This is a genomic window from Mycobacterium celatum (assembly GCF_002101595.1).
Classification (GTDB): domain Bacteria; phylum Actinomycetota; class Actinomycetes; order Mycobacteriales; family Mycobacteriaceae; genus Mycobacterium; species Mycobacterium celatum.
This window is the reverse complement of the sequence record NZ_LQOM01000035.1, coordinates 13,748-38,145: the sequence shown is the minus strand read 5'-3', so window position 1 is coordinate 38,145 and position 24,398 is coordinate 13,748. Positions and strand designations below refer to the sequence as shown.

Genomic DNA, 24,398 nt, shown 5'->3' with positions numbered 1-24,398 from the left:
GTAATCGCTTATGCCCCAAGGCCGTCCACTGCAGGTTCCCGATGACGGGTTGACCACCCGGGCCCGGCGCAACACGCCGGTGCTGGCGGTACACACCGGCCCGGGCAAGGGAAAGTCGACGGCCGCCTTCGGCATGGCGTTGCGGGCGTGGAATTCCGGGCTGAGCGTGGCGGTCTTTCAGTTCGTCAAGAGCGCTAAATGGAAGGTCGGCGAGGAGGCGGCATTTCGACAGCTCGGCCGCCTGCACGACGAGCACGGCGTCGGGGGAGCGGTGGAATGGCACAAGATGGGGGCCGGCTGGTCCTGGTCGCGTAAGGCCGGCAGCGACGACGACCACGCCGCGGCGGCCGCCGACGGCTGGGCCGAGATCGCGCGGCGGCTGGCCGAACATCGGCACGACTTCTACGTGCTCGACGAGTTCACCTATCCGCTCAAGTGGGGCTGGGTCGACGTCGACGAGGTGGTGGATACCCTGCTGGCGCGCCCCGGCAGCCAGCATGTGGTGATCACCGGACGCGACGCCCCGCCGCGGCTGGTCGACGCCGCCGATCTGGTCACCGAGATGACGAAGGTCAAGCATCCGATGGATGTCGGTCGTAAGGGCCAAAAGGGCATCGAGTGGTGACCCCCTTTTGCCGCGAGCGTGCGTGTCCCCGGCCGACACGCCGTGTCGAGGGCCGGGTTTGCGCACGCTCGCGGCAGGGGGGGACACCATGACCCCGCCCGCGGTCGTCGTCGCCGCCCCCGCCTCGGGCAGCGGAAAGACCACGGTCGCAACGGGTTTGATCGGCGCACTCCGGCAAGCCGGCCACGTCGTCGCGCCGTTCAAGGTCGGCCCGGACTTCATCGACCCCGGTTACCACACGCTGGCCGCCGGCCGCCCCGGCCGCAACCTGGACCCGGTCCTGGTGGGCGAACACCTCGTCGGACCGCTGTACAGGCACGGCGCCGCCGGTGCCGACATCGCCGTGATTGAGGGCGTGATGGGGCTTTTCGACGGCCGCATCGACGCGGGCGCCGGCCTGCCGGCGACGGGGTCCACCGCGCACGTCGCCGCCCTGGTGGGTGCCCCGGTCGTCCTGGTGGTCGACGCCCGCGGGCAGAGCCACAGCGTCGCCGCACTCCTGCACGGGTTTTCGACCTTCGACAGCAAGACCCGGATCGCCGGTGTCATTCTCAACCGGGTCGGTTCGCCCAGACACGAACAGGTATTGCGGCAGGCCTGCGAGCATGCGGGCATCCCGGTGCTGGGCGCCATTGCGCGCAGCGACGAAATCGAGGTGCCGACAAGGTATCTCGGGTTGGTCACCGCGGCCGAGTACGGCCGTCGCGCGCAGCGGTGCGTGGAGGCGATGACGGCGCTGATCGCTCGCCATGTCGACGTCGAAGCCGTATTCGCCGCAGCCCGAAACCGGGTGACCGACGCGCCGTGGGATCCGGCGGCTGAAATCGGCGCGGCCCCCCACGGCATCACCGTCGCGCTGGCCAGTGGAAAGGCGTTCACTTTCGGCTACGCCGAACATGCGGAGTTGCTGCGGGCCGCCGGGGCGGACGTGGCCGAATTCGATCCGCTGGTCGACCCACTGCCCGACAACGCCGACGCAGTGCTCCTGCCCGGAGGTTTCCCCGAGCAGTTCGCCGCGGAATTGTCCGGCAACGACGTCGCCCGCCGGCAGATCAATGCACTGGCCGCGGCCGGGGCTCCGGTGCACGCCGAATGCGCCGGGCTGGTGTATCTGGTGTCCGAACTCGACGGGTACCCGATGTGCGACGTGCTGGCCGGATCGGCGTGGTTCACCGAGCGCCTGACCTTGGGCTACCGCGACGCGGTCGCAGTGGCCGATTCGCCGCTGTACAGGGCCGGCCAGCGGGTGGTGGGACACGAATTCCACCGCACCACAGTCACTTTCAGCACAACCTACGAGCCGGCGTGGGTTTACCGGGACAACGGCACGCGTGACGGCGCCGTGCACGACGGCGTGCACGCCGCATACCTGCACACCCATCCCGCGGCGGCGCCGGATGCGGTGGCGCGCTTCGTGGCCCGCGCCGCGGCCTCTAGAGTTAGCCGATGACCGAGAACGCCTACCTGGCCGGGTTGCGGCTGACCGGCAAGAAGGTCGTCGTGGTGGGCGGCGGCACCGTCGCGCAACGCCGGCTGCCGCTGCTGGTTGCCAGCGGCGCCGACGTGCACGTCATCACCCGCTCGGCCACCCCCGCGGTTGAAGCGATGACCCGAATCCAGTTGTCGCTGCGCGAGTATCGCGACGGCGACCTCGACGGCGCCTGGTATGCGATCGCGGCCACCGACGACGCGCAGGTGAACGCGGCGGTGGTCGCCGAAGCCGACCGGCGGCGGATCTTCTGCGTGCGCGCCGACATCGCCGTCGAGGGCAGCGCCGTAACCCCGGCGACATTCGACTACGCCGGGCTGTCGGTAGGCGTGCTGGCCGGCGGTGAACACCGCCGATCGGCGGCGATCCGCTCGGCCATCCGGGAGGCGCTACAGCGTGGGCTCATCACCGCCGAAAGCGACGACGTGATCCGCGGCGGGGTGGCGCTGGTCGGCGGTGGCCCCGGCGACCCGGAACTGATCACCGTGCGCGGCCGCCGGCTGCTCGCCCAGGCCGACGTCGTCGTCGCTGACCGGCTGGCGCCACCGGAACTGCTCGCCGAGCTGCCGCCGCACGTCGAGGTGATCGACGCCGCGAAGATCCCATACGGGCGGGCGATGGCCCAGGACACCATCAACGCGGTGATGATCGAGCGGGCCAAGGCCGGGCAATTCGTGGTGCGCCTCAAAGGAGGCGACCCGTTCGTGTTCGCGCGCGGCTACGAGGAAGTCCTGGCCTGCGCCGACGCCGGCGTTCCGGTGACCGTCGTGCCGGGTGTGACGAGCGCCATAGCGGTGCCCGCATCGGTGGGTGTGCCGGTCACTCATCGCGCCGTCAACCACGAATTTGTGGTGGTCAGCGGGCATATTGCCCCGGGGGAGCCCGAATCGTTAGTGAATTGGGACGCATTGGCCGCGCTATCCGGCACGATTGTTTTGCTGATGGCCGTCGAGCGCATCGAACTTTTCACCACAGCCCTGCTGAAAGGCGGCCGACCTGCGGATACACCGGTGCTCGTGGTAGAGCACGGGACGACGGCTGCCGAACGCACGTTGCGGGCGACGCTCGGCGACGCGCCGGAAAAGATTCGAGCGGAAGGTATTCGACCTCCGGCGATCATCGTGATCGGCGCAGTGGCCGCTTTCGGTACTTAAGCGAATATTAAGATTACTGTAGGGTAGCGCCTTATGACGGCTCTTAATGACGCAGAGCAGGCTGTCCAGAGCTGGACAACCGAACGCCCCGAACGAGCGGTCCCGATGCCTTCCATGCCTACGCCCACACCGCAATCGGTGTTAGGCCGTTTCAGCAAATACTTGCCGGAGTGGCGCCCGTCGCGCCGGTTCTTCGCCGCAGTGATCGCTATTGCCGGCATGCAGCTGATGGCGACGATGGACGGCACCATCGCCATCGTCGCGCTGCCGAAGATCCAAAACGAGCTCAGCCTGTCCGACGCCGGGCGAAGCTGGGTGATCACCGCTTACGTGCTGACGTTCGGCGGATTGATGCTGCTCGGTGGCCGGCTCGGCGACACCATCGGCCGCAAGCGCACGTTCATCGTCGGCGTAGCCCTGTTCACGATCGCGTCCGCGCTGTGCGGGATCGCGTGGGACGAGGCCACCCTGGTCATCGCCCGGCTGCTGCAGGGCATCGGCGCGGCGATCGCCTCGCCGACCGCTCTGGCGCTGGTGGCGACCACGTTCCCGAAGGGGCCGGCACGCAACGCCGCGACGGCAGTGTTCGGCGCGATGACCGGCGTCGGCTCGGTGATGGGCCTGGTGGTCGGCGGGGCGCTGACCGAGGTGTCCTGGCGGCTGGCGTTTTTGGTGAATGTGCCGATCGGGCTGGTGATGATCTACCTGGCCCGCACCACGCTGCGGGAAACCGTCAAGGCGCGGATGAAGCTTGACGCCACCGGGGCCGTGCTGGCCACGCTGGCCTGCACGGCTGCGGTGTTCGCGTTCTCGATGGGACCGGAGAAGGGCTGGATCTCGGTCACCACGATCGGTTCGGCTCTGGTGGCCATGGCCGCGTTCGTGGCGTTCGCGGTCGTGGAGCGCACCGCCGAGAATCCCGTCGTGCCGTTCGACCTGTTCTTCGACCGCAATCGGCTGGCCACGTTCGCGGCCATGTTCCTAGGCGGCGGCGTGCTGTTCACCCTGACCGTGCTGATCGGGCTGTACGTGCAGGACATCATGGGCTACAGCGCGCTGCGCGCCGGCGTCGGCTTCATCCCGTTCGCGATCGCCATGGGCATTGGCCTGGGCGCGGCGTCACAGCTGGTGTCGTGGTTCCCGCCGCGGGTTGTGGTGATCAGCGGCGGCATCCTGGTGCTGGGCGCGATGCTGTACGGCTCGACGCTCAACGCCAGCATCCCGTACTTCCCGAACCTGGTGATGCCGGTCGTGGTCGGCGGCATCGGCATCGGCATGATCATCGTCCCGCTGGCGCTGTCGGCCATCGCGGGCGTCGGGTTCGACCGCATCGGCCCGACCTCGGCGATCGCGCTGATGCTGCAGAACCTGGGCGGGCCGGTGGTGCTGGCCGTCATCCAGGCCGTCATCACGTCGCGCACGCTGTACCTGGGCGGCGTCAACGGGCCGGTGAAGGACATGAACGCCGCCCAGCTGCACGCGCTGGACCACGGCTACACCTACGGGCTGCTGTGGGTGGCCGGCGTGGCACTCCTCGTCGGCGGGGTGTCACTGCTGATCGGCTACAGCGCCCAGCAGGTGGCGCACGCCCAGGAAGTCCAGCAAGCCCTCGACGCCGGCGAGCTGTAGCCTCCCTCCCGCGAAACGGAAGCCACGGTCGTGATTCGCCGCGGATCACAGCCGTAGCTGCTGTTTCGCGGATCGTCAACGCTCACAGAAGCCGTTGGCGGCGACCTGCCGCGCCCGGCTTCGCCGCGCTCGCAGCCGCCGCTTAGGCTTGCGCGCTGTGATCACCCGGATGTCCGAGTTGTTCCTGCGCACGCTGCGCGACGATCCCGCGGACGCGGAGGTCCCCAGCCACAAGCTGCTGATCCGGGCCGGCTACGTCCGCCCGATCGCGCCCGGCCTGTACAGCTGGCTGCCGCTCGGGCTGCGCGTGCTGCGCAAGATCGAACGGGTTGTCCGCGAGGAGATGAATGCGATTGGCGGGCAGGAAATCCTGTTCCCCGCGCTGTTGCCGCGCGGCCCGTACGAGACCACCAACCGGTGGACGGAATACGGCGACACCATCTTTCGGCTGCAGGACCGCCGTCGCAACGACTACCTACTGGCCCCCACCCACGAAGAGCTGTTCACGTTGACGGTGAAGGGGGAGTACAGCTCCTACAAGGACTTTCCGCTGGTGCTGTACCAAATCCAGAACAAGTACCGCGACGAGGCGCGCCCCCGGGCCGGCATCCTGCGGGTCCGGGAGTTCGTGATGAAGGACTCCTACTCCTTCGACATCGACGACGCCGGACTCAAGGCCGCCTACCACTCGCACCGCGAGGCGTACCAGCGCATGTTCGACCGGCTGCAGGTCCGCTATGTCATCGTCTCGGCGGTGTCCGGCGCGATGGGCGGCAGCGCGTCGGAGGAGTTCTTGGCCGAAAGCCCCATCGGCGAAGACACCTTCGTGCGCTGCCTGGAATCCGGGTATGCGGCCAATGTCGAGGCGGTCATCACGGCGCGCCCGGAGAGCCGGCCCATCGACGGGCAGCCGGAGGCCGTTGTGTACGACACCGGCGACACCCCGACGATCGCGACCCTGGTGGACTGGGCCAACCGCGCTGACCTGGGCCGCACGATCACCGCCGCCGACACTCTGAAAAACGTGCTGCTCGAGGTCCACCACCCCGGCGGCGAGCGGGAGTTGCTGGGCATCGGGCTGCCGGGCGATCGCGAAGTCGACGAGAAGCGGTTGGCCGCCGCCCTCGAACCGGCCGAGTACACAATGCTCGACGAGGACGATTTCGCCAGGTACCCATTCCTGGTCAAGGGGTATATCGGCCCGAAAGCACTGCGCGACAACGGGATTCGCTATCTCGTCGACCCGCGGGTCGTGGACGGCACCAGCTGGATCACCGGCGCCGACCAACCCGGCAAACATGTGGTCGGACTGGTCGCCGGCCGTGACTTCACCGCCGACGGCACCATCGAGGCCGCCGAGGTGCGCGACGGCGACCCGTCACCGGACGGCGCTGGGCCGCTGGTCGCGGCCCGGGGCATCGAGATCGCTCACATCTTCCAGCTCGGCCGCAAATACACCGATGCGTTCAGCGCCGACGTGCTCGGCGAGGACGGCAAACCGGTCCGGCTGACCATGGGCTCCTACGGTGTCGGGGTATCGCGGCTGGTGGCCGTGATCGCCGAACAACACCACGACGAGCTGGGTCTGCGTTGGCCGTCGAGCGTTTCGCCGTTCGACGTGCATGTGGTGATCGCCAACAAGGACGCCGAAGCGCGCACCGGAGCCACCACCCTCGCCCGCGATTTGGACCGGCTGGGCATCGAGGTGCTGCTCGACGACCGCCAGGCATCGCCCGGGGTGAAGTTCAAGGACGCCGAACTGCTCGGGGTGCCCTGGATAGTCGTAGTGGGCCGTGGCTGGGCCGACGGCGTGGTCGAGCTGCGCAACCGATTCACTGGCGAAACCCGGGAACTGTCGGTAACCGCCGGGCTGCCCGCCGACATCACGACAACGGTGGCGGGGTAGCCCGCTTTAGTCGTTGCCGCCTGGGAACGCGGTGGTGACCGGCCAGGCGCCCACCACCCGGTTCCACCGCGCGGCCAGCACGGCGCTCTGGATCAATGCGGTCACGCCGAACTCGCGGTCCTGCGGGGTTTCCGCCTGCTCGACCACCGCCCGCCAGGCCACCTCGGTGTCTTTTTCCATCCGCGCCGCGAGCCGGGCCGCATCGATGGCGTTGTCCACCCGCATGGGCAGCTGGTAGCCGGCGGCGGCAACGGGTGCGGTGACCTTTCGCGCGTCCAGCATTTCGATGGCCTGGTCCCGACGTTCGCGGTGCTGCGTCATCGCGGATGCCACCAAGTCGTTCACGGCCGGCGCGCAGCGGGCAGAGACGATGCCGTAGCCGTAGATGACGCCATGCTCGGTGGACAGCGCCGCGCACAGCGCGTCGTCGGAGGCGCTCACGGCGCGGCGTCTCCGAACACCAGCCCGACGGTGTACGCCGCGGTGCAGGCGGCGGCGATCGAACCCATCAGCCCGGCCCGGTATCCCGACTCTGTCGTGGCCAGCTGACCCGCGCTGGCGGCCGACGCGCGCAGCGAGCCGACGACGTCGGACAGTGCCGGCGGCGGTCTGGTCGCCGCGCTGGTCGTGGTCGTTGTCGTCGTCGAACTGGAGGTGCTGCTGGTGATGCCCGCGACTCGCGCGATCTCGGCCGACAGCGCGGTCGCATGCTGCTCACGCTCGGAGGCGACCTGCTTCAACGCGGCGGCAACGCGCGACGACTCGGTGGTGGCCGCGGCCGCGGCCAGGTCGCTGTCGTGGCGGGCCAGCGTCAACTGCGCTTCCAGTGGGTCGACGGCGGGGGGCTGGTCCTGGCGCGAACCGCATGCCGTCGCGGTGATGCCCAACGCCGCCAATACGGCACCGCCGGCTAGCACGCGTCGCCTGGTCACGACCGGCACTGTCGGTGGCACAGCAACATCCTGCCATTGCGCGCGGCGCAGGTACTAAGCGGTGAGCGGGCGCTCGCAGTCCACGGCTGACGGCGGATTCCTGGCGTATCGTTGGTTGCTGGTTCCCTGGAACTTCGATGACCGGACAACTCAAGATGAGGAGCTCGCCGTGGCCACCGGGCTACCTTCGCAGACGCAGGTGATCGAGCTACTCGATGGTGAGTTCGCGCGTGCAGGCTACGAGATCGAAGACGTCGTCATCGACACCCGGACCCGTCCACCGCGGATCACGGTGATCGCCGACGGCGACACCGCCTTGGACCTGGACACCATAGCCGCGTTGTCCCGATCGGCGTCGAGGGTGCTCGACGGCGTCAAAAGCATTCACGGCCAATACGTGCTCGAGGTCAGCTCGCCCGGTGTGGAGCGCCCGCTGACCAGCGAAAAGCATTTTCGTCGCGCCCGCGGCCGCAAGGTCGAAGTGGCCCTGGCGGACGGATCCCGGCTGGTCGGCAGGCTCGGCGAAACGCGGGACAACACGGTGACGGTGGTCGTCCGCGACGGCCGCGACTGGGTGCTGCGTAGCGTCGCGCTCGATGAGATCGTGGAAGCCGTTGTGCAAGTTGAGTTTTCGTCGCCGGCCAAACGCGAGCTGGACCTGGCGACGCAATCGGGCCGGCAGAGCGATGTGGGGGTACCTCCCGCTTGCGGGGGAGAGGAGCGGCGCTGATGAACATCGACATGGCCGCGCTGCACGCGATCGAAGCGGACAAAGGCATTTCCGTGGATGTGGTGGTGGAAACCATCAAATCGGCATTGCTCACCGCCTACCGGCACACCGAAGGACATCAGCAGGACGCCCGTATCGACATCGACCGCAAGACCGGCGTCGTGCGCGTGATCGCCCGCGAGGTCGACGAAGACGGCAACGTGCTCTCCGAATGGGACGACACCCCAGAGGGTTTCGGCCGGATCGCCGCCACCACCGCCCGCCAGGTGATCCTGCAGCGCCTTCGCGACGCCGAAAACGAGCGCAATTACGGCGAGTTCTCCACTCGCGAGGGCGAAATCGTCGCGGGGGTGATCCAACGCGACAGCCGCGCCAACGCACGCGGTCTGGTCGTCGTGCGGATGGGAAGTGAGACCAAGGGCTCCGAAGGGGTGATCCCGGCGGCCGAACAGGTTCCCGGGGAAGCCTACGAGCACGGCGATCGGCTGCGCTGCTACGTGGTCGGGGTGACCCGCGGTGCCCGCGAGCCGCTGATCACGCTGTCGCGCACCCACCCCAACCTGGTGCGCAAGCTGTTCTCGCTGGAGGTCCCCGAGATCGCCGACGGTTCGGTGGAGATCGTCGCGGTGGCCCGGGAGGCGGGGCATCGGTCCAAGATCGCCGTGCGGTCGAACGTTCCCGGCCTCAACGCCAAGGGAGCCTGCATCGGCCCGATGGGCCAGCGGGTGCGCAATGTGATGAGCGAGCTGTCCGGCGAGAAGATCGACATCATCGACTACGACGAGGATCCCGCCCGCTTCGTCGCCAACGCGCTCTCGCCGGCCAAGGTGGTGTCGGTCACGGTCATCGACCAGTCCGCGCGGGCCGCGCGGGTGGTCGTACCCGATTTCCAGTTGTCGCTGGCCATCGGCAAGGAGGGCCAGAATGCGCGGCTGGCCGCCAGGCTGACGGGCTGGCGCATCGACATCCGCGGTGATTCGCCGGAGCACCCCGCCGGACAGCCGGACCGCGGCGCCAGCCACGGCATGGCCCACGACCGGTAGCAGCGTCGTAAGCCAACGGGCCAGCCGGTGCTGAGCTCCGGCCCGGTGCAGGTAAACTGAGCCGTGATCCAGCGCGAGACTTCGGCCTCGGCGCATCGACGCACCGAAGGACCGGTGCGGACATGCGTCGGCTGCCGGAAGCGAGAGTTGGCCGTCGAGCTGCTTCGAGTGGTGGCGGTGTCGAGCGGGAACGGCAAATACGCCGTAATCGTCGACACAGCAGGTAACCTGCCGGGGCGGGGTGCGTGGCTGCATCCCTCACCGCAGTGCACGCGCGAAGCGATCCGGCGGGGAGCTTTCACCCGAGCGCTGCGCATCACCGGTTCACCGGACACATCCGCGGTGGTCGAGCATGTCGATTCGCTCGGCGCACCCGGCAACAGGACAGGTAGCAAAGAACATGAGCACACCGTGAAGTCCCGATGACCATGCGTCATAGCTAAACCCGAGGCGCGGCCCACCACACCGCTGTCGCCTCATGGACAGGAGAAGTAGTGGCAGGCAAGGCCCGCGTACACGAGTTGGCCAAGGAACTCGGTGTTACCAGCAAGGAAGTTCTCGCCCGGCTGAGCGAACAGGGCGAATTCGTCAAATCGGCATCCTCGACCGTCGAGGCGCCCGTCGCGCGCCGGTTGCGCGAGTCGTTCGGCGGCGGAAAGGCAGCGGAGAAGGCGGGCGGCAACGGCGCGGCGGCAAAGGCCGCTGCCAAGGCCGCCCCGGCGCCGGAGAAAAAGCCGTCGGCGCCTGCCGCTGAGCCGCCCACGCCGCCGGCCCCGCCCACTGCGCAGCCGCAAGCCCCGCAACCTCAGGCCGCGCCGCCCCCGACGCGCCCGGGCCCCACGCCGGGCGCGACTCCCGGGCATCGTCCTGGTCCGGGTCCCAGCCCGGCACCCAAGCCCGCCGCCCGCACCCCGCGCGTCGGCAACAACCCGTTCTCGTCGGCGCAGCCCGTTGAGCGGCCCATTCCGCGTCCGCCCGCGCCGCGTCCAGGGGCCCCCAGGCCGGGCGCGCCGCGTCCCGGCATGTCGCCGGGCAGCATGCCGCCGCGTCCGGGTGGAGCCGCAGGTCAGGGCCGTCCGCCGCGTCCCGGCGCCCCGCGGCCCGGCGGGCCAGGCGGTCGTCCCGGCGCGCCCACCGGCGGTCGTCCCGGCGGCGGTGGCGGCGGCTACCGAGGCGGCGGCGGGGGCGGCGGCGTCGGAGCCCCGCCCGTGGGCGGTTTCCGCGGCCGCCCAGGTGGCGGTGGTGGTCGTCCCGGTCAGCGCGGTGGCGCGGCCGGCGCCTTCGGCCGTCCCGGCGGCGCACCGAAGCGTGGCCGCAAGTCCAAGCGGGCCAAACGTGCCGAATACGAAAACATGCAGGCCCCCGTCGTCGGTGGCGTGCGGCTCCCGCACGGCAACGGCGAAACCATCCGGCTGGCCCGCGGGGCGTCGCTGTCCGACTTCGCCGAGAAGATCGACGCCAACCCCGCAGCGCTGGTGCAGGCGCTGTTCAACCTCGGCGAGATGGTGACCGCCACCCAGTCGGTGGGCGACGAAACCCTCGAGCTGCTCGGCAGCGAGATGAACTACAACGTGCAGGTCGTCAGCCCAGAGGACGAGGACCGCGAGCTGCTGGAATCGTTCGACCTCACCTACGGGGAAGACGAAGGCGGCGAGGAAGACCTGCAGACCCGCCCGCCGGTGGTGACCGTGATGGGTCACGTCGACCACGGAAAGACCCGCCTGCTGGACACCATCCGCCAGGCCAACGTCCGCGAGGCCGAGGCCGGCGGCATCACCCAGCACATCGGCGCCTACCAGGTGCCGGTGGAGCTCGACGGCAACCAGCGGCTGATCACCTTCATCGACACCCCTGGTCACGAGGCGTTCACCGCGATGCGGGCCCGCGGTGCCAAGGCCACCGACATCGCGATTCTGGTGGTGGCCGCCGACGATGGCGTGATGCCGCAGACGGTGGAGGCCATCAACCACGCCCAGGCCGCCGACGTGCCGATCGTGGTGGCGGTCAACAAGATCGACAAGGAAGGCGCCGACCCGGCCAAGATCCGCGGGCAGCTCACCGAATACGGTTTGGTGCCAGAGGAATTCGGCGGCGACACGATGTTCGTCGACATCTCCGCCAAGCAGGGCACCAACATCGAGGCACTGCTCGAGGCGGTGCTGCTCACCGCCGACGCGGCACTGGACCTGCGGGCCAACCCCGACATGGAGGCCCAGGGTGTGGCGATCGAGGCACACCTGGACCGCGGCCGCGGGCCGGTGGCCACCGTGCTGGTGCAACGTGGCACGCTGCACGTCGGTGACTCGGTGGTGGCCGGCGACGCCTACGGCCGGGTGCGCCGGATGGTCGACGAATACGGCGAGGACGTCGAGGCGGCGCTGCCGTCGCGGCCGGTTCAGGTCATCGGCTTCACGTCGGTGCCCGGCGCCGGTGACAACTTCCTCGTGGTCGACGAGGACCGCATCGCCCGCCAGATCGCCGACCGGCGCAGCGCGCGCAAGCGCAACGCGCTGGCGGCGCGGTCGCGCAAGCGGATTTCCCTGGAGGACCTGGACTCGGCGCTGAAGGAAACCAGCCAGCTGAACCTGATCCTCAAGGGCGACAACGCCGGTACCGTCGAGGCGCTGGAAGAGGCGCTGATGGGTATCCAGGTCGACGACGAGGTGGCGCTGCGCGTCATCGACCGCGGTGTCGGTGGCATCACCGAGACCAACGTCAACCTGGCCTCGGCGTCCGACGCGGTGATCATCGGGTTCAACGTGCGCGCCGAGGGCAAGGCCACCGAGCTGGCCAACCGCGAGGGCGTGGACATCCGCTACTACTCGGTGATCTACCAGGCGATCGACGAAATCGAAAAGGCCCTGCGCGGCATGCTCAAGCCGGTCTACGAGGAGAACCAGCTGGGCCGCGCCGAGATCCGGGCGCTGTTCCGCAGCAGCAAGGTCGGCCTCATCGCCGGCTGCCTGGTCACCTCCGGTGTGATGCGCCGCAACGCCAAAGCGCGGCTGCTGCGTGACAACATCGTGGTCGCCGAGAACCTGACGGTGGCCTCGCTGCGACGGGAGAAGGACGACGTCACCGAGGTCCGCGACGGCTACGAATGCGGTTTGACGCTGGGCTACAACGACATCAAGGAAGGCGACGTCATCGAGACCTACGAGCTGGTCGAAAAGGAGCGTCACTAAGCATGGCTGATCCGGCCCGCGCACGCCGGCTCGCCAAGCGGATCTCGACGATCGTCGCGTCGGCGATCGAGTACGAGATCAAAGACCCGCGGCTGGCCGGTGTCACGATCACCGACGCCAAGGTGACCGCCGACTTGCATGACGCGACCCTGTACTACACGGTGATCGGTCGCACCCTCGACGACGAGCCGGATTACGCCGGAGCGGCCGCGGCGCTGGAAAGCGCCAAGGGTGTGCTGCGCAGCAAAGTCGGGGCGGGCACCGGCGTGCGGTTCACTCCCACGCTGACGTTCACCAGGGACACGGTGCCCGATGCCGCAAATCGGATGGAGGAGCTGCTGGCCCGCGCCCGCGCCGCCGACGCCGATCTGGCCCGGGTCCGCGCGGGTGCCAAACCGGCGGGCGAGCCCGACCCCTACCGCGTGAGTCCGGCGGACGCCGGCGGGGAGGGAGACGCCGGTGACGACGGTCGATCCGACGACTGAACCGGCCACCACCGGCCGGCGCGTCGATGCCCTCGGTGCCGCCGAGTTGCTGTCCGCCGCCGCCAGCGTCGGGGTGGTCTGTCACGTCTACCCCGACGCCGACACCATCGGCGCCGGGTTGGCGCTGGCGCTGGTGCTCGACCAGTGCGCCAAAGAAGTACAGGTCAGCTTCGCCGCGCCGGCAACCCTTCCGGAGTCGTTGCAATCGCTGCCCGGTGGTCGGCTGCTGGTCGATCCGGAGGTTTTCCGCCGCGACGTCGAACTGGTTGTGACCGTGGATATTCCGAGCGTCAACCGGCTCGGTGGGCTGCGTGACCTGGCAGGCGCAGGGCAGGAGCTTTTGGTCATCGACCACCATGCCTCCAATCAGCTGTTCGGCACCGCGAACTTCGTCGACCCGTCGGCGGATTCCACCACGATGCTGGTCGCCGACCTGCTCGACGCGTGGGACAAGCCGATCGATATCGAAGTCGCGCATTGTCTTTACGCGGGGCTGACCACCGATACCGGGTCGTTCCGGTGGGCCAGCGCTCGCGCGCATCGATTGGCGGCTCGGCTGGTCGAACTCGGTGTGGACAACGCCTCGATCAGCCGCGCCCTGCTGGACACCCATCCGTTTGCGTGGCTGATGATGCTGTCGCGGGTACTGGGCTCGGCGCAGTTGATGTCCGACGCCGTGGGCGGCCGCGGCCTGGTGTACGCGGTCGTTCCGAACGAGGAGTGGGTCAGGGCCCGCCCGGAGGAAGTCGAGAGCATTGTCGACATTGTCCGCACCACCGCGCAGGCCGAAGTGGCTGCGGTGTTCAAAGAGGTTGCGCCGCAACAGTGGACGGTGTCGATGCGGGCGAAGTCCGCGGTGGATCTGGCCGCGGTCGCGTCGACGTTCGGCGGCGGCGGTCATCGGCTGGCCGCGGGATATTCGATCACCGGCCCGGTCGACGACGTGGTGACCAGACTCCGCGCCGCCCTCGGGTGAGCGAGGCGGGACAACCCGCCGCCGGCGGCCGCCAGATCGCCGGTTTGGCATTGCCCGCGCTGGGTGTGCTCGCGGCCGAACCGCTCTATCTGTTGTTTGACACCGCGGTCGTCGGCCGGCTGGGCGCGCTGAGCCTGGCCGGGCTTGCCGTCGGCGCGCTGATCCTCGGGCTGGTCGCGTCCGACCTGACGTTCCTGTCTTACGGCACGACGGCCCGATCGGCCCGGCATTTCGGTGCCGGGGATCGGGTTTCGGCGGTCTCCGAAGGTGTGCAGGCGACGTGGTTGGCGCTGGGTCTGGGTGCGTTGGTCGTCGTCGTGGTGCAGGCCGCAGCGGTGCCGTTGGTGTCGGTGATCGCGTCCGGCGGGGACATTGCCTCGGCGGCAGTGCCGTGGTTGCGGATCGCGATCCTCGGTGCCCCCGCCATTTTGGTGTCGCTGGCCGGCAACGGGTGGCTGCGCGGCGTGCAGGACACCGTACGGCCGCTGCGCTACGTGGTCGCCGGTTTCGGGCTTTCGGCGCTGCTGTGTCCGCTGCTGGTGTACGGCTGGCTCGGGCTGCCGCGCTTGGAGCTGGTCGGTTCGGCGGTGGCCAACCTGGTGGGACAGTGGTTGGCCGCATTGCTGTTCGGGCGCGCGCTGTTGGCGGAGCGGGTGGCACTGCGACTCGACCGCGCCGCGCTGCGGGCGCAGCTGGTGATGGGCCGCGACCTGATGCTGCGCACGCTGGCGTTCCAGGCGTGCTTCGTGTCGGCGGCAGCGGTGGCGGCCCGGTTCGGTGCCGCCGCGCTGGGCGCACACCAGGTGGTGTTGCAGTTGTGGACTTTCCTTGCGCTGGTGCTGGATTCGTTGGCGATTGCGGCGCAGGCGCTGGTGGGTGCCGCGCTGGGGGCCGGCCGCGTCGAACACGCCAAGTCGGTGGCGCGGCGGGTCACGGTGTTCTCGGCGGTGGCCGCGGCGCTGCTGGCCGTGGTGTTCGCCGCCGGCGCCGCGGTGCTGCCGCAGCTGTTCACCGACGACCGTGCGGTGTTGGCCGTGATCGGTGTGCCGTGGTGGTTTCTGGTGGCCCAATTACCCGTCGCGGGAATCGTTTTCGCCCTTGACGGGGTGCTGCTGGGCGCCGGCGACGCCGCGTTCATGCGCAGCGCGACGGTAATCAGTGCGCTGGTCGGGTTCCTGCCGCTGACATGGCTTTCGCTGGTTTTCGGTTGGGGTCTCGCCGGAATCTGGTCCGGCCTGACCAGTTTCATCGTGCTACGGCTGTTGTTCGTCGGCGCCCGCACCGTCTCGGGCCGCTGGGCGGTGATCGGAACGTGAGGATGCATGGACAGTCAGCGTGATCGAATGCTCAGTGGAGCGCTCTACCGGGCGAGCGACGCCGAGCTCGTCGCAAGCCGTCGGGCCTGTCAGCGTCTGCTCGACACCTTCAACACGACCCTGGCCGACGACGACGAGCGCCGAGTGCAGCTGCTTCACGAGCTGCTCGGATCGTTGGGGGAGGGTTCGGTGATACTGCCGCGATTCCAATGCGATTACGGGACTTACATCAGCATTGGCGCCAACAGTTTTCTCAACTACGACGCGATTCTGCTGGACTGCGCGCCGATCACCATCGGCGATGACGTGTCTATCGGTCCCCGAGTGCAGCTGCTCACGGCGCAGCACCCGGTCGACGACTACGAAACCCGCCGAGCGGCTTGGGAATCCGCGTCTCCCATAGCGGTCGGCAACAATGTATGGCTCGGAGGCGGAGTCATCGTCTGTCCCGGGGTGTCCATCGGTGACAACGCGGTTGTCGGCGCCGGCAGTGTCGTGACCAGGGATGTGCCGGCGGGAGTCGTGGCGGCCGGCAATCCGTGCCGAGTCATCAGGAAAATTGGCGACCGGCGCTAGTCGCGGGAGTTCAGCGCCGCCCGGCTTGGATGGCGCGTTGGATCCGGGCGGAGAGCTCGCGATCCACCAGCAGCTGGTCGATCAGCGCGGTCAGCACCTCTTGTCCGGTCACGCGGGCAAGACCGAGGCGATCGGCGGCATCTCGTTGCCAGATGTCGAGGGCTCGGTGCTGGGTCGGGGTGAGATCGACCGTACGGCGTGTTCGGCGGCCGCGCGTTTGGCCGACGGCGATGCGTTCGGTTGCCGCAGCCGAGCCCGGGAACGTGGGCGGGGCGGCCCTGCCAGGTGTGCGGGACCGTTCGGCGTCGGCCTCGAAGCGATCGGCGGCAGCGCTCATTGATGCGAACCTTCCATTGGCTGACGGGACATTAGTTGAGCCGGACTGGTGAGTCAGCATATCAGTATGTCTTCCGAATGGAAGTCGGCGACCCCGAAGCGCTGCTGAATAAGTCCGTCTAATTAGCATTGCTGGACAAACGACAGCCGACTTCAACAAATTGTTGTCGGCACCACGGTCAACCGCTTAATGTCTCCGCCGATCATGGGATACTGAAATACGACAATCCTATGTTCAGGCGACCAGTAGATGCTGGTAATCAAGCATATTGAGCGGGTAAGCACTGGAACGCAGTGTCTACTGAATTCCTGAAATTCAAATTGCAGCGGTCCTGAGATGCCAAATCGAGATGAAAACTTGTGAAATTGCTTAAAGGTCGCTGCAGAGGTTGCTACATGTCAATTTGCTGCATTAAGTTCGTTATCGAACCAGCAAGGAATTGTCTCAAGGAGGTTGTTATGTCGAGTTGGGCGGGTTCGGCGCGCCGGGCGGTCGTCGGTGCTATCGGTGCCGGTGCGCTCAGTGGTGCGATGCTCTTTGGCGCCCTCCCGTCGGCGCAGGCCGCGCCGACCGCGGCAACCACCACAGTCATCCCGGCTTCCCTCGGCAATCCGTCCGGCCCCGTCGCCGCGGGTTGGCACGACGCACCCATGCCGGAGCACTGGTGGCGCCATCACCACCGTTGGTGGCATCACTGGTGGTGGTGGTGGTGACCCGCGCGATGCCCAGCCTCGCCGAAGCGAACACCCGGCCCGAAGGGGGCCGGGTGTTCGCCCGTCGGGCGCAGCGGCTTCGCAGACCTTCCAGGCAGACCTACCTTTAAGGATCATGCAATGACTTCCCGTCAAATCCCTTGCCTGCTGGTAGCACTCGGCGCAACACTTGCCATCTCGGCGTGCAGCCATTCGGCGGAACAGTCGCCGCCCGGCACGTCGTCGTCGCAGTCGCAACCGCCATCGGCGACCAATGCGCCGGCTGCTGCAGCACCCGCGGCCTACGACATCGGACGCGTCGACAACGTCAAAAACGACTTTCCGGTCGGGTTCGCGCCGACGGCCGAACCACCAAAAACGTTGGCGCAACACGATATCGAGAGCTCCGGCATCACCGCGTTCACCGGCGCTCAGATCGATCCGCCGCAATGCCGCTCGATGGTCATCCCGCCCAACGTCGAACCTTCCGTCGGCGCCCAGGCGGCCGGTGTCCGGGGCGAAGGCGATCAGGGCAACATCTACGTCGTCGCGCTCCGGTTGCCCCAGCCGGTGCCGGCCGGCCAGGCCCCGGCGGGCTGCGACCGCGTCACCTTGTCCGGCGACCCGCAGGCGGCCGGAACGGCCGAGCGCATCCCCGCCCCGCACATCGACGGCGTGACCACCACCGGGGTCAAGTTGAGCGCCGATGCCTCGGACGACCCCGACTACCTCTACACGGCGGCGCTCGACAACCAGACCTCCGTCGTGGTGATGGGGAGTACCGACACGCAGCTCAATCCGCAACAGCTGCTGTCGGACCTGCTGGTCAAGGCCACCTCGGCGGTTCGTGGCCAGTAGGCCGTCGCCGAATTGGGGTAACGGTGGCCGCCCCGGCGGCTTACCGCACCTGCGCCCGGCCGCGCTGCAACACGGCTTCCCGATTGGCGGCAATGTCGTCACCGGTGGTCCGGTACTGCCTGGCCGCGCTTGCCTCCAACCAGAGCCCGGCGCTGGTCTGCGACTCGTCGATGCGGTGGTAGGACGCCAACAGTGCGCGCACCGCGTTCTGGTTGTTGCCGACGATCGAGGCGGCCACCTGCCGGGCGGCGGGCAGCAATTGCTCGTGCGCCACCACTTCGGTGACCAGCCCGGCCCGCAGTGCGTCCTGGGCGGACAGGTAGTCGCCGGTGAGGCTCATCCGGCGGGCCAGGCCGACCCCGACCTTCTGCGGGAGCCGCACGCTCAGCCCCCACGTCGGCAGCAGGCCCACCCGCGCATGCGTGTCGGCGAAACGGGCGTGCTCCGAGGCGATCAGGATGTCGCAGTACAACGCCAGCTCCAGCCCGCCGGTGACGGCCGCGCCGTTGATCGCGCCGATGACCGGTTTGGTCATCGCGGGCCAGCGCGGCGAGATGTCCGGCAGCGCCGATTGCCCGCCCAGCTCTTTGAGATCCAGTCCCGCGCAGAACACCGGGTCGGCGCCGGTGAGGATCACGACGTCGACGGTGTCGTCCTCCTCGGCCTGCGCCAGAGCGGCGAAAAACCGGTCCCGCAGTTGCGCGGACAGCGCATTGCGCGACTCGGGGCGGTTCAGGGTCAGCGTGCGGATGCGCTCGTCGGTGTCGATCAGCAGAATGTCGCTCATCGCAACACCGTAACCAGCCGCACCTATGGTTGAGCCATGTGCCGGAACATCACCGAACTGCGCGGCCTCGAGCCGCCGGCCACGGCCGTGGAGATCGAGGCGGCGGCGCGGCAATACGTGCGCAAGGTCAGCGGCATCACCCGCCCCTCGGCGGCAACCGCCGAAGCCTTCGAGTCCGCGGTCGCCCAAGTCACGGAGGCGACGACGCGGCTGCTGGCCGCATTGCCGGCGCGGCGTCAACCTCCGACAACCATGCCGCCGCTGCGCCGGCTCGCGGCGACATGACGCAGACCGCGACCGTGCCCGCGCTCAAGGAGTGGAGCGCGGTCGTGCAAGCGCTGCTGGACGGTCGCCAGACTGTGCTGCTGCGCAAAGGCGGGATTCACGAGAAGCGCTTCGATGTCGCCGCCGACGAGTTCGTGTTGTTCCCGACAGTAGCGCACAGCCACACCGAGCGGGTCCGGCCCGAGCACCGCGATATGCTCACTGCAGCGGCCGCCGACAGCACCGACGACCGATTGGTTGTCCGTGCCGCCGCGAAAGTTGTTGCGGCGCTGCCGGTTAACCGGCCCGAGCACCTCGAGGCGATCGAGGACCTGCATATCTGGACCACCGCATCGGTCCGCGCAGACCGGCTTGATTTCCGGCCCAAGCACAGGCTGGCCGTGCTGGTCGTGCAGGCCATCCCATTGGCCGAACCGGTAACGCTGGCACGGACTGCGGACTACGCGGGATGCACCAGTTGGGTGCAGGTTCCGATCACGCCGAGGCTGGCGTCACCCGTGTACGACAAGGCCGTGCTAGCGCGAATCGCCGCCCGGGTCCGCGACGCCGTCGGCTGACGTCCGCTCGACGGGGAGCAGCAGCCGCGACATGCCGAAGTGCACGCTATGGGTGGTCGGTGTCATTCGGCTGCCGCTCACTACCGGCTCACCGAAGCCGAGGTTGCGCGCATACCGGGGATGCCAACCGCCGGCAACGAGAACGCGGATACGGGAGCCGGCGCGAAACCGGTGCGCGACGGGGTCGAGTTCCAGCCGCACGCTGTCGGACGGCTCGGCCAGCCGCCGGTAGCCGTCGCTGACATTGCGCGAGCGCCCCCGCGGGTCGACCTCGCTGACCCGGACGAACACGTCGACGTGCGGATTGTCCGAGGTGTGTGCCAGCTCGACGGCCGGGGTGCCGTGGATGCAGAGATCCTGGGCGAGTGCGTCGCCGGTGAACACCAGCACGTCGTCGCGTCGGGCGAGCCGGCTGTCGTCGCGGTATCCGCTGTTCGGCGAGAGCAGCGGGCCGCCGATCGTGGGCGTCGGGTTGGCCGGGTCGAACCGGAAGGACGCCGGCGCGGCAGGGCCGGGCGGACTGCCCGCCAGCCCGCCGCCGGGTTGGAGGTACAGCGGCCGCACCGCGGTGGCCGGCGGCCAGTCCGGCAGCTCGCGCCAGCCTTCGCCGGTGACGAAGACACGCACGGCGCTGCGCCGCGGCCTGCCCGGCGTGCCGCCCACGTGGGTGTCCAGCCAGGCCAGGGACTCGCGCGAGATGGTGCCCAGCGCCCGGGTGAGCAGCTGGGTGTGGGTCCACGGCCCAACGGTCAGCCCTACGTCGACGGAACGGTCACGCAGGCGCCGGTACTGCTCGAGCGTCTGTCGCAGGAACAGGTCCTGCCAGCCGCCGAACAGCAGCACCGGGACCTGCACCTTGTCCAGCGCCGCGGTGAACCGCATCGGCTCCCAGAACGGGTCGTCGCGGTCCTGGTGTTGCAGCCAGGACTCGTACCACGGTGCGCCGTCGCCGAGCAGCGCCCGGCCCGCCGCACCCAGCGGCAACCCACCGGCCGCGCGGACCACGCGGCGCCGGGCGAGCAACTGGCGGATCCCGGCCCGGATCCGGGGCTCTTCCTGGTGGGCGATCAAGTCACTCCAACCCAGGAAGTCGTTGAGCCCGAACGAGCCGGTTCCCCATGACGATGCACAGAAGTCGTGGGGGCCTGCGGTGATCACGGCCGCGGCCAGTTCCGGCGGCGGATCCTGCAGGATGGCCCACTGGGTGAACCCCAGATACGACAGTCCGACGGTGCCGAACCGGCCGGTGAACCAGGGCTGCTGACGCAGCCACGCCACGGTGTCGGCGCCGTCGTCGGCCTCACGGACCATCGGCTCGAACACCCCCGCCGACCCGAACGTCCCCCGGACGCTCTGCAGCACCACGTGGTAGCCGCGGGCGGCGTACAGCGCGCCGAATATCAGCGAGAACGGAAACCCGCGACCGTAGGGCCCGCGCACCAACAGCGTGCCGACGGGCTCAGTGCCGGTGGGCGCGTAGTGGTCGGCGGCCAGCTCGGCGCCGTCGCGCATCGGGATCCCGACCCGGCGCACCGTGTAACCGGTGGTTTCCGGCGGAAGGTGCAGCCACCGGCGCAGGACACGGCCGCCGGCGCGGCGGGTGAGCGTGCGCAGCATCGACTCGGGAGACCGGGTGGCTGCCGTCGTCACCGCATCAGAACACGTAGTAGGGCGAAAGGTCTTTTGCCCGTTGCAAATTGGTGGCTGGGCAGTCGACGTCGGGTTCGGAGTAGACCGTCGAGTAGAACAGCGCCTGCTGGATCAGCCCGTAGCTGGTCTTGAACGCCACCATGCAGGACACGTACCAGTAGCTGTTGTGGTAGGTGGGCTTCAGCACCCAGTACTGCGCGACGCGGTGACCGTTGACCGTGGTCTCGAGGGCGTCGGCCGGCAACGTCTGCTCGTAGCTGCGCCAGATGATCGGCTCGACGGCCAGCTGATAGTTGCCCGCGTCGTAGTGGCAGCGCAGGCCCTCCTCGTGCTCGGGGGGCGTGAACGACAGGCCGAGCCGCTGGATGACGTCGAACGGGATGTCCTCGCAGGGGTCGAACGGCCGGGGGTCGGTGGTGGCCACGACCGGGCTCTTCATCGTGGTGGCCGGCTCCAGCGGTGCGCCGGTGGAGCGCAACTGCACAGTCGTGCCGCCGCCTGTGCCGGCCGGCGGGGCGCTCTGCCAGACCACGATCACCGCCATCAGCAGTGCGCCAAGCGTGGCGGTCCGACGCATCTTGACGAGCCAGTTTCCGGCCATGGCGGGCAGTCTAACGAGAACGTGTTCCAGTCCGCACCCGGTTGGCAGTTACGCTGAGGAGTCGTGGCTGGGGAAACGACGCGGCACGAGCCGACGCTGTGGGCTGTCTCCGACCTGCACACCGGTCACCTCGGCAACAAGCCCGTCACCGAATCGCTGCACCCGTCGTCGCCGGACGATTGGCTGATCGTCGCCGGTGACGTCGCCGAACGCACCGACGAGATCCGTTGGGCCCTGGATGTGCTGCGGCGGCGGTTCGCCAAGGTCATCTGGGTGCCCGGTAACCACGAGCTGTGGACCACCGGCAAGGACCCGATGCAGGTGTTCGGCCGCGCCCGCTACGACTACCTGGTCCACATGTGCGACGAGATGGGCATCGTCACGCCGGAGCATCCGTTTCCGGTGTGGACGGAGCGGGGCGGCCCGGCCACGATCGTGCCGATGTTCCTGCTCTACGACTACACATTCCTGCCCGAAGGTGCGACGACCAAACCCGAAGGCCTGGCGATCGCACGCGAGCGCAACGTGGTCGCCACCGACGAATTCCTGTTGTCGCCCGAGCCGTACGGCACCCGCGAGGCCTGGTGCCGGGATCGGTTGGCGGCCACCCGCAAGCGCCTGGAAGACCTCGACTGGATGACCCCGACCGTGCTGGTCAACCATTTCCCGCTGGTGCGCGAGCCCTGCGACGCGCTGTTCTACCCCGAGTTCTCGCTGTGGTGCGGCACCACCGAGACCGCCGACTGGCACACCCGCTACAACGCGACCTGCTCGGTCTACGGACACCTGCACATTCCCCGCACCACCTGGTACGACGGGGTGCGATTCGAGGAGGTATCCGTGGGCTACCCGCGAGAATGGCGGCGTCGCAAGCCGTTCAGCTGGCTGCGTCAGGTGCTGCCCGACCCGCAGTATGCCCCCGGCTATCTCAACGATTTCGGCGGCCACTTCGTCATCACCCCCGAAATGCGCAAGCAGGCCGAACAGTTCCGGGAACGGTTGCGGCAGCGGCAGTCCCGATGACCGAGACGACGCTGATGTCGTCGGTGCTGCCCGACGCTCGTGATCTGGCTTTTGCCGAGCTCTATTCCGACCCGCCCGGACTGGCGCCCCTGCCCGAAGAGGAGCCGCTGATCGCCCGTTCGGTGGCCAAGAGGCGCAACGAATTCATCACCGCCCGCCATTGCGCCCGGGTCGCGTTGGGCGAACTCGGGTTACCGCCGGTGCCGATTCTCAAGGGCGAGAAGGGCGAACCGTGCTGGCCGGACGGCGTGGTCGGCAGCCTCACACACTGCACCGGCTATCGCGGCGCCGTGGTTGGCCGCAGCAGCGCCGTGCGTTCGGTGGGCATCGACGCCGAACCGCACGACGTGTTGCCAGACGGGGTGCTGGACGCGATCACGCTGGCCGAGGAACGCCACGAAATCGGTGCGCTGCCCGCGGGGCTGCACTGGGACCGAGTCTTGTTCTGCGCCAAGGAGGCGACGTACAAAGCCTGGTTCCCGCTGACGCGGCGATGGCTGGGTTTCGAAGACGCCCATATCGTGTTCGACGTGGATCCGGAGGGCTCCACCGGGGCGTTCGTCTCGAAGATCCTGATCGACGGCGCCGCGCTGTCTGGCCCGCCGTTGACCGCCCTGCGGGGGCGGTGGTCGGTGCGAAACGACTTGGTACTCACGGCGATCGTGTTATGACAGCTGGCCTTGTCATCGTCGACAAGCCCGCCGGAATGACGAGCCACGACGTGGTGGGCCGGTGTAGACGCATCTTCGCCACCCGCCGGGTTGGCCACGCCGGGACGCTGGACCCGATGGCCACCGGCGTGCTGGTGATCGGGGTCGAGCGGGCGACCAAGATTCTCGGACTGCTCAGTGGGGCGTCGAAGTCCTATGCTGCGACGATCCGCCTCGGCCAGTCGACGTCCACCGACGACGCCGAAGGTGAAGTGCTGCAAGAGGTTTCGGCCGCACGTCTGACCGACGAGGCGATTGACGCGGCGATGGCCGGACTGCGCGGCGACATCATGCAGGTGCCGTCGGCGGTCAGCGCGGTCAAGGTCGGCGGCCAGCGGGCCTATCGGCTCCCGCGCGAAGGCCAGACAGTCGAGCTGGCCGCGCGCCCGGTGCGCATCGACCGATTCGACCTGCTGGCAGCGCGCCGCCACGACCGGCTGGTCGACCTCGACGTCGAGGTGGACTGCTCGTCGGGCACCTACATCCGCGCGCTGGCCCGCGATCTCGGCGACGCGCTGGGAGTCGGCGCGCATTTGACGGCACTGCGGCGCACCAGGGTAGGCCGCTTCGGACTGGAGCAGGCTCGCACCCTCGAGGAGCTGGCTGAGCAGCCGCGCCTGAGCCTGGACCTCGACGAGGCGTGTCTGCAGCTGTTTCCGCGCCGCCAGCTCACCGCTGAGGAGGACGAGGCTGCTGCCAACGGGCGGGCCTTGGCGCCGGCCGGACTCGACGGCGTCTACGCCGCCTGTGCCGCCGATGGCCGGGTGATCGCGCTGCTGCGCGACGACGGTCCCCGAACGAAATCGGTCGTCGTCATCCGCCCGGCCACGCTGTAGGTGCGCGAGGAACAAG

At 68.7% G+C, this 24,398-nt stretch carries 26 protein-coding genes; 20 read left to right on the top strand and 6 right to left on the bottom strand.

From position 1 onward, the window contains the following. Positions 1-10: 10 nt before the first annotated feature. From cobO to AWB95_RS15480, 5 genes are all read left to right on the top strand, one after another. Positions 11-625 (top strand): cob(I)yrinic acid a,c-diamide adenosyltransferase, encoded by a 615-nt coding sequence (gene cobO, locus AWB95_RS15500; RefSeq protein WP_062538984.1) that lies wholly within the window; start codon positions 11-13, stop codon positions 623-625. Between the two features lie 88 nt (positions 626-713). Next, on the top strand, positions 714-2,075 hold the full coding sequence (locus AWB95_RS15495) for a cobyrinic acid a,c-diamide synthase CobB (protein WP_085168373.1): 1,362 nt from the start codon (positions 714-716) through the stop codon (positions 2,073-2,075). After that, positions 2,072-3,268, top strand: a complete 1,197-nt coding sequence (cobA, locus tag AWB95_RS15490; protein WP_062538983.1) for a uroporphyrinogen-III C-methyltransferase — start codon at positions 2,072-2,074, stop codon at positions 3,266-3,268. Before AWB95_RS15495 ends, cobA begins: the two co-directional genes overlap by 4 nt. A 33-nt stretch (positions 3,269-3,301) precedes the next feature. Then, positions 3,302-4,897, top strand: a complete 1,596-nt coding sequence (locus AWB95_RS15485; RefSeq protein ID WP_062538982.1) for an MFS transporter — start codon at positions 3,302-3,304, stop codon at positions 4,895-4,897. Positions 4,898-5,054: 157 nt separating this feature from the next. Continuing rightward, positions 5,055-6,803 (top strand): proline--tRNA ligase, encoded by a 1,749-nt coding sequence (locus AWB95_RS15480; RefSeq protein ID WP_062538981.1) that lies wholly within the window; start codon positions 5,055-5,057, stop codon positions 6,801-6,803. Between the two features lie 6 nt (positions 6,804-6,809). Here AWB95_RS15480 and AWB95_RS15475 read toward each other — a convergent pair whose 3' ends face one another. Both AWB95_RS15475 and AWB95_RS15470 read right to left on the bottom strand, forming a co-directional pair. Further along, positions 6,810-7,244 (bottom strand): ferritin-like domain-containing protein, encoded by a 435-nt coding sequence (locus tag AWB95_RS15475; protein ID WP_062538980.1) that lies wholly within the window; start codon positions 7,242-7,244, stop codon positions 6,810-6,812. Next, positions 7,241-7,756 carry a hypothetical protein gene (locus AWB95_RS15470; RefSeq protein ID WP_084706967.1) on the bottom strand — a complete coding sequence of 172 codons (516 nt, stop codon included), beginning with the start codon at positions 7,754-7,756 and terminating at the stop codon, positions 7,241-7,243. The genes AWB95_RS15475 and AWB95_RS15470 overlap by 4 nt, the downstream gene beginning before the upstream one ends. 148 nt (positions 7,757-7,904) lie before the next feature. Here AWB95_RS15470 and rimP point away from each other — a divergent pair, with 148 nt between their 5' ends. The 8 genes from rimP (at position 7,905) to AWB95_RS15430 (ending at position 16,046) form a co-directional block, all read left to right on the top strand. Further along, positions 7,905-8,465, top strand: coding sequence for a ribosome maturation factor RimP (rimP, locus tag AWB95_RS15465; RefSeq protein WP_062538989.1), 561 nt, complete (start codon positions 7,905-7,907; stop codon positions 8,463-8,465). Further along, on the top strand, positions 8,465-9,508 hold the full coding sequence (nusA, locus tag AWB95_RS15460) for a transcription termination factor NusA (protein ID WP_062538978.1): 1,044 nt from the start codon (positions 8,465-8,467) through the stop codon (positions 9,506-9,508). Before rimP ends, nusA begins: the two co-directional genes overlap by 1 nt. Positions 9,509-9,655: 147 nt before the next feature. Further along, entirely contained in the window at positions 9,656-9,934 is a 279-nt protein-coding gene (locus tag AWB95_RS15455; RefSeq protein ID WP_420799440.1) for a YlxR family protein, read from the top strand. Positions 9,935-10,002: 68 nt separating this feature from the next. Then, positions 10,003-12,693, top strand: a complete 2,691-nt coding sequence (gene infB, locus AWB95_RS15450) for a translation initiation factor IF-2 (protein ID WP_085168372.1) — start codon at positions 10,003-10,005, stop codon at positions 12,691-12,693. A 2-nt stretch (positions 12,694-12,695) separates the two neighbouring features. After that, entirely contained in the window at positions 12,696-13,178 is a 483-nt protein-coding gene (rbfA, locus tag AWB95_RS15445) for a 30S ribosome-binding factor RbfA (protein ID WP_085168371.1), read from the top strand. Further along, positions 13,153-14,154: a DHH family phosphoesterase gene (locus AWB95_RS15440; RefSeq protein WP_062540815.1), complete on the top strand. Its 1,002-nt coding sequence runs from the start codon at positions 13,153-13,155 to the stop codon at positions 14,152-14,154. The genes rbfA and AWB95_RS15440 overlap by 26 nt, the downstream gene beginning before the upstream one ends. Further along, positions 14,151-15,470 carry an MATE family efflux transporter gene (locus AWB95_RS15435; protein ID WP_085168370.1) on the top strand — a complete coding sequence of 440 codons (1,320 nt, stop codon included), beginning with the start codon at positions 14,151-14,153 and terminating at the stop codon, positions 15,468-15,470. Before AWB95_RS15440 ends, AWB95_RS15435 begins: the two co-directional genes overlap by 4 nt. 6 nt (positions 15,471-15,476) lie before the next feature. Beyond that, entirely contained in the window at positions 15,477-16,046 is a 570-nt protein-coding gene (locus AWB95_RS15430) for a sugar O-acetyltransferase (protein ID WP_062540087.1), read from the top strand. A gap of 10 nt (positions 16,047-16,056) precedes the next feature. On the opposite strand, the gene AWB95_RS15425 is transcribed toward AWB95_RS15430, so the two are convergent. After that, on the bottom strand, positions 16,057-16,383 hold the full coding sequence (locus tag AWB95_RS15425) for a hypothetical protein (protein WP_062540086.1): 327 nt from the start codon (positions 16,381-16,383) through the stop codon (positions 16,057-16,059). A 458-nt stretch (positions 16,384-16,841) separates the two neighbouring features. Between AWB95_RS15425 and AWB95_RS15420 the strand changes: the two genes are divergently transcribed. Both AWB95_RS15420 and AWB95_RS15415 read left to right on the top strand, forming a co-directional pair. Next, entirely contained in the window at positions 16,842-17,096 is a 255-nt protein-coding gene (locus AWB95_RS15420) for a hypothetical protein (RefSeq protein ID WP_062540085.1), read from the top strand. Positions 17,097-17,216: 120 nt separating this feature from the next. Next, positions 17,217-17,933 (top strand): DUF5642 family protein, encoded by a 717-nt coding sequence (locus AWB95_RS15415; RefSeq protein WP_169714687.1) that lies wholly within the window; start codon positions 17,217-17,219, stop codon positions 17,931-17,933. A gap of 40 nt (positions 17,934-17,973) precedes the next feature. Here the strand turns inward: AWB95_RS15415 and AWB95_RS15410 are convergent, their stop codons facing one another. Beyond that, a complete protein-coding gene (locus AWB95_RS15410) occupies positions 17,974-18,720 on the bottom strand; it encodes an enoyl-CoA hydratase (protein WP_062540084.1) in 747 nt (248 codons plus the stop codon). Between the two features lie 36 nt (positions 18,721-18,756). On the opposite strand from AWB95_RS15410, the gene AWB95_RS15405 reads away from it, so the two are divergent. Both AWB95_RS15405 and AWB95_RS15400 read left to right on the top strand, forming a co-directional pair. Continuing rightward, positions 18,757-19,005 (top strand): DUF2277 domain-containing protein, encoded by a 249-nt coding sequence (locus AWB95_RS15405; RefSeq protein ID WP_062540083.1) that lies wholly within the window; start codon positions 18,757-18,759, stop codon positions 19,003-19,005. After that, positions 19,002-19,562 (top strand): DUF1802 family protein, encoded by a 561-nt coding sequence (locus tag AWB95_RS15400; RefSeq protein WP_062540082.1) that lies wholly within the window; start codon positions 19,002-19,004, stop codon positions 19,560-19,562. The genes AWB95_RS15405 and AWB95_RS15400 overlap by 4 nt, the downstream gene beginning before the upstream one ends. On the opposite strand, the gene AWB95_RS15395 is transcribed toward AWB95_RS15400, so the two are convergent. After that, complete coding sequence (locus tag AWB95_RS15395; protein ID WP_099539625.1) at positions 19,521-21,179, bottom strand: CocE/NonD family hydrolase; 1,659 nt, start codon at positions 21,177-21,179, stop codon at positions 19,521-19,523. The genes AWB95_RS15400 and AWB95_RS15395 overlap by 42 nt on opposite strands. Positions 21,180-21,216: 37 nt before the next feature. Continuing rightward, positions 21,217-21,789 carry a DUF3558 domain-containing protein gene (locus tag AWB95_RS15390; protein WP_062541296.1) on the bottom strand — a complete coding sequence of 191 codons (573 nt, stop codon included), beginning with the start codon at positions 21,787-21,789 and terminating at the stop codon, positions 21,217-21,219. An 87-nt stretch (positions 21,790-21,876) separates the two neighbouring features. Between AWB95_RS15390 and AWB95_RS15385 the strand changes: the two genes are divergently transcribed. The 3 genes from AWB95_RS15385 to truB are packed head-to-tail and all read left to right on the top strand — an operon-like array spanning position 21,877 to position 24,382. Continuing rightward, positions 21,877-22,836 carry a metallophosphoesterase family protein gene (locus AWB95_RS15385; protein WP_062541294.1) on the top strand — a complete coding sequence of 320 codons (960 nt, stop codon included), beginning with the start codon at positions 21,877-21,879 and terminating at the stop codon, positions 22,834-22,836. After that, positions 22,833-23,507: a 4'-phosphopantetheinyl transferase PptT gene (pptT, locus tag AWB95_RS15380; RefSeq protein WP_062541293.1), complete on the top strand. Its 675-nt coding sequence runs from the start codon at positions 22,833-22,835 to the stop codon at positions 23,505-23,507. Before AWB95_RS15385 ends, pptT begins: the two co-directional genes overlap by 4 nt. Then, a complete protein-coding gene (gene truB, locus AWB95_RS15375) occupies positions 23,504-24,382 on the top strand; it encodes a tRNA pseudouridine(55) synthase TruB (protein ID WP_085168368.1) in 879 nt (292 codons plus the stop codon). Before pptT ends, truB begins: the two co-directional genes overlap by 4 nt. The last annotated feature ends 16 nt before the right edge of the window (positions 24,383-24,398 follow it).

Coding starts and splice junctions, on each gene's coding strand:
- AWB95_RS15485 (WP_062538982.1), top strand. CDS start 3,302: ATGACGGCTCTTAATGACGCAGAGCAGGCTGTCCAGAGCTGGACAACC.
- AWB95_RS15395 (WP_099539625.1), bottom strand. CDS start 21,179: ATGCTGCGCACGCTCACCCGCCGCGCCGGCGGCCGTGTCCTGCGCCGG.
- AWB95_RS15425 (WP_062540086.1), bottom strand. CDS start 16,383: ATGAGCGCTGCCGCCGATCGCTTCGAGGCCGACGCCGAACGGTCCCGC.
- pptT (WP_062541293.1), top strand. CDS start 22,833: ATGACCGAGACGACGCTGATGTCGTCGGTGCTGCCCGACGCTCGTGAT.
- AWB95_RS15400 (WP_062540082.1), top strand. CDS start 19,002: ATGACGCAGACCGCGACCGTGCCCGCGCTCAAGGAGTGGAGCGCGGTC.
- AWB95_RS15495 (WP_085168373.1), top strand. CDS start 714: ATGACCCCGCCCGCGGTCGTCGTCGCCGCCCCCGCCTCGGGCAGCGGA.
- AWB95_RS15405 (WP_062540083.1), top strand. CDS start 18,757: ATGTGCCGGAACATCACCGAACTGCGCGGCCTCGAGCCGCCGGCCACG.
- AWB95_RS15410 (WP_062540084.1), bottom strand. CDS start 18,720: ATGAGCGACATTCTGCTGATCGACACCGACGAGCGCATCCGCACGCTG.
- truB (WP_085168368.1), top strand. CDS start 23,504: ATGACAGCTGGCCTTGTCATCGTCGACAAGCCCGCCGGAATGACGAGC.
- AWB95_RS15420 (WP_062540085.1), top strand. CDS start 16,842: ATGTCGAGTTGGGCGGGTTCGGCGCGCCGGGCGGTCGTCGGTGCTATC.
- AWB95_RS15390 (WP_062541296.1), bottom strand. CDS start 21,789: ATGCGTCGGACCGCCACGCTTGGCGCACTGCTGATGGCGGTGATCGTG.
- AWB95_RS15415 (WP_169714687.1), top strand. CDS start 17,217: ATGACTTCCCGTCAAATCCCTTGCCTGCTGGTAGCACTCGGCGCAACA.
- rbfA (WP_085168371.1), top strand. CDS start 12,696: ATGGCTGATCCGGCCCGCGCACGCCGGCTCGCCAAGCGGATCTCGACG.
- AWB95_RS15430 (WP_062540087.1), top strand. CDS start 15,477: ATGGACAGTCAGCGTGATCGAATGCTCAGTGGAGCGCTCTACCGGGCG.
- nusA (WP_062538978.1), top strand. CDS start 8,465: ATGAACATCGACATGGCCGCGCTGCACGCGATCGAAGCGGACAAAGGC.
- cobA (WP_062538983.1), top strand. CDS start 2,072: ATGACCGAGAACGCCTACCTGGCCGGGTTGCGGCTGACCGGCAAGAAG.
- cobO (WP_062538984.1), top strand. CDS start 11: ATGCCCCAAGGCCGTCCACTGCAGGTTCCCGATGACGGGTTGACCACC.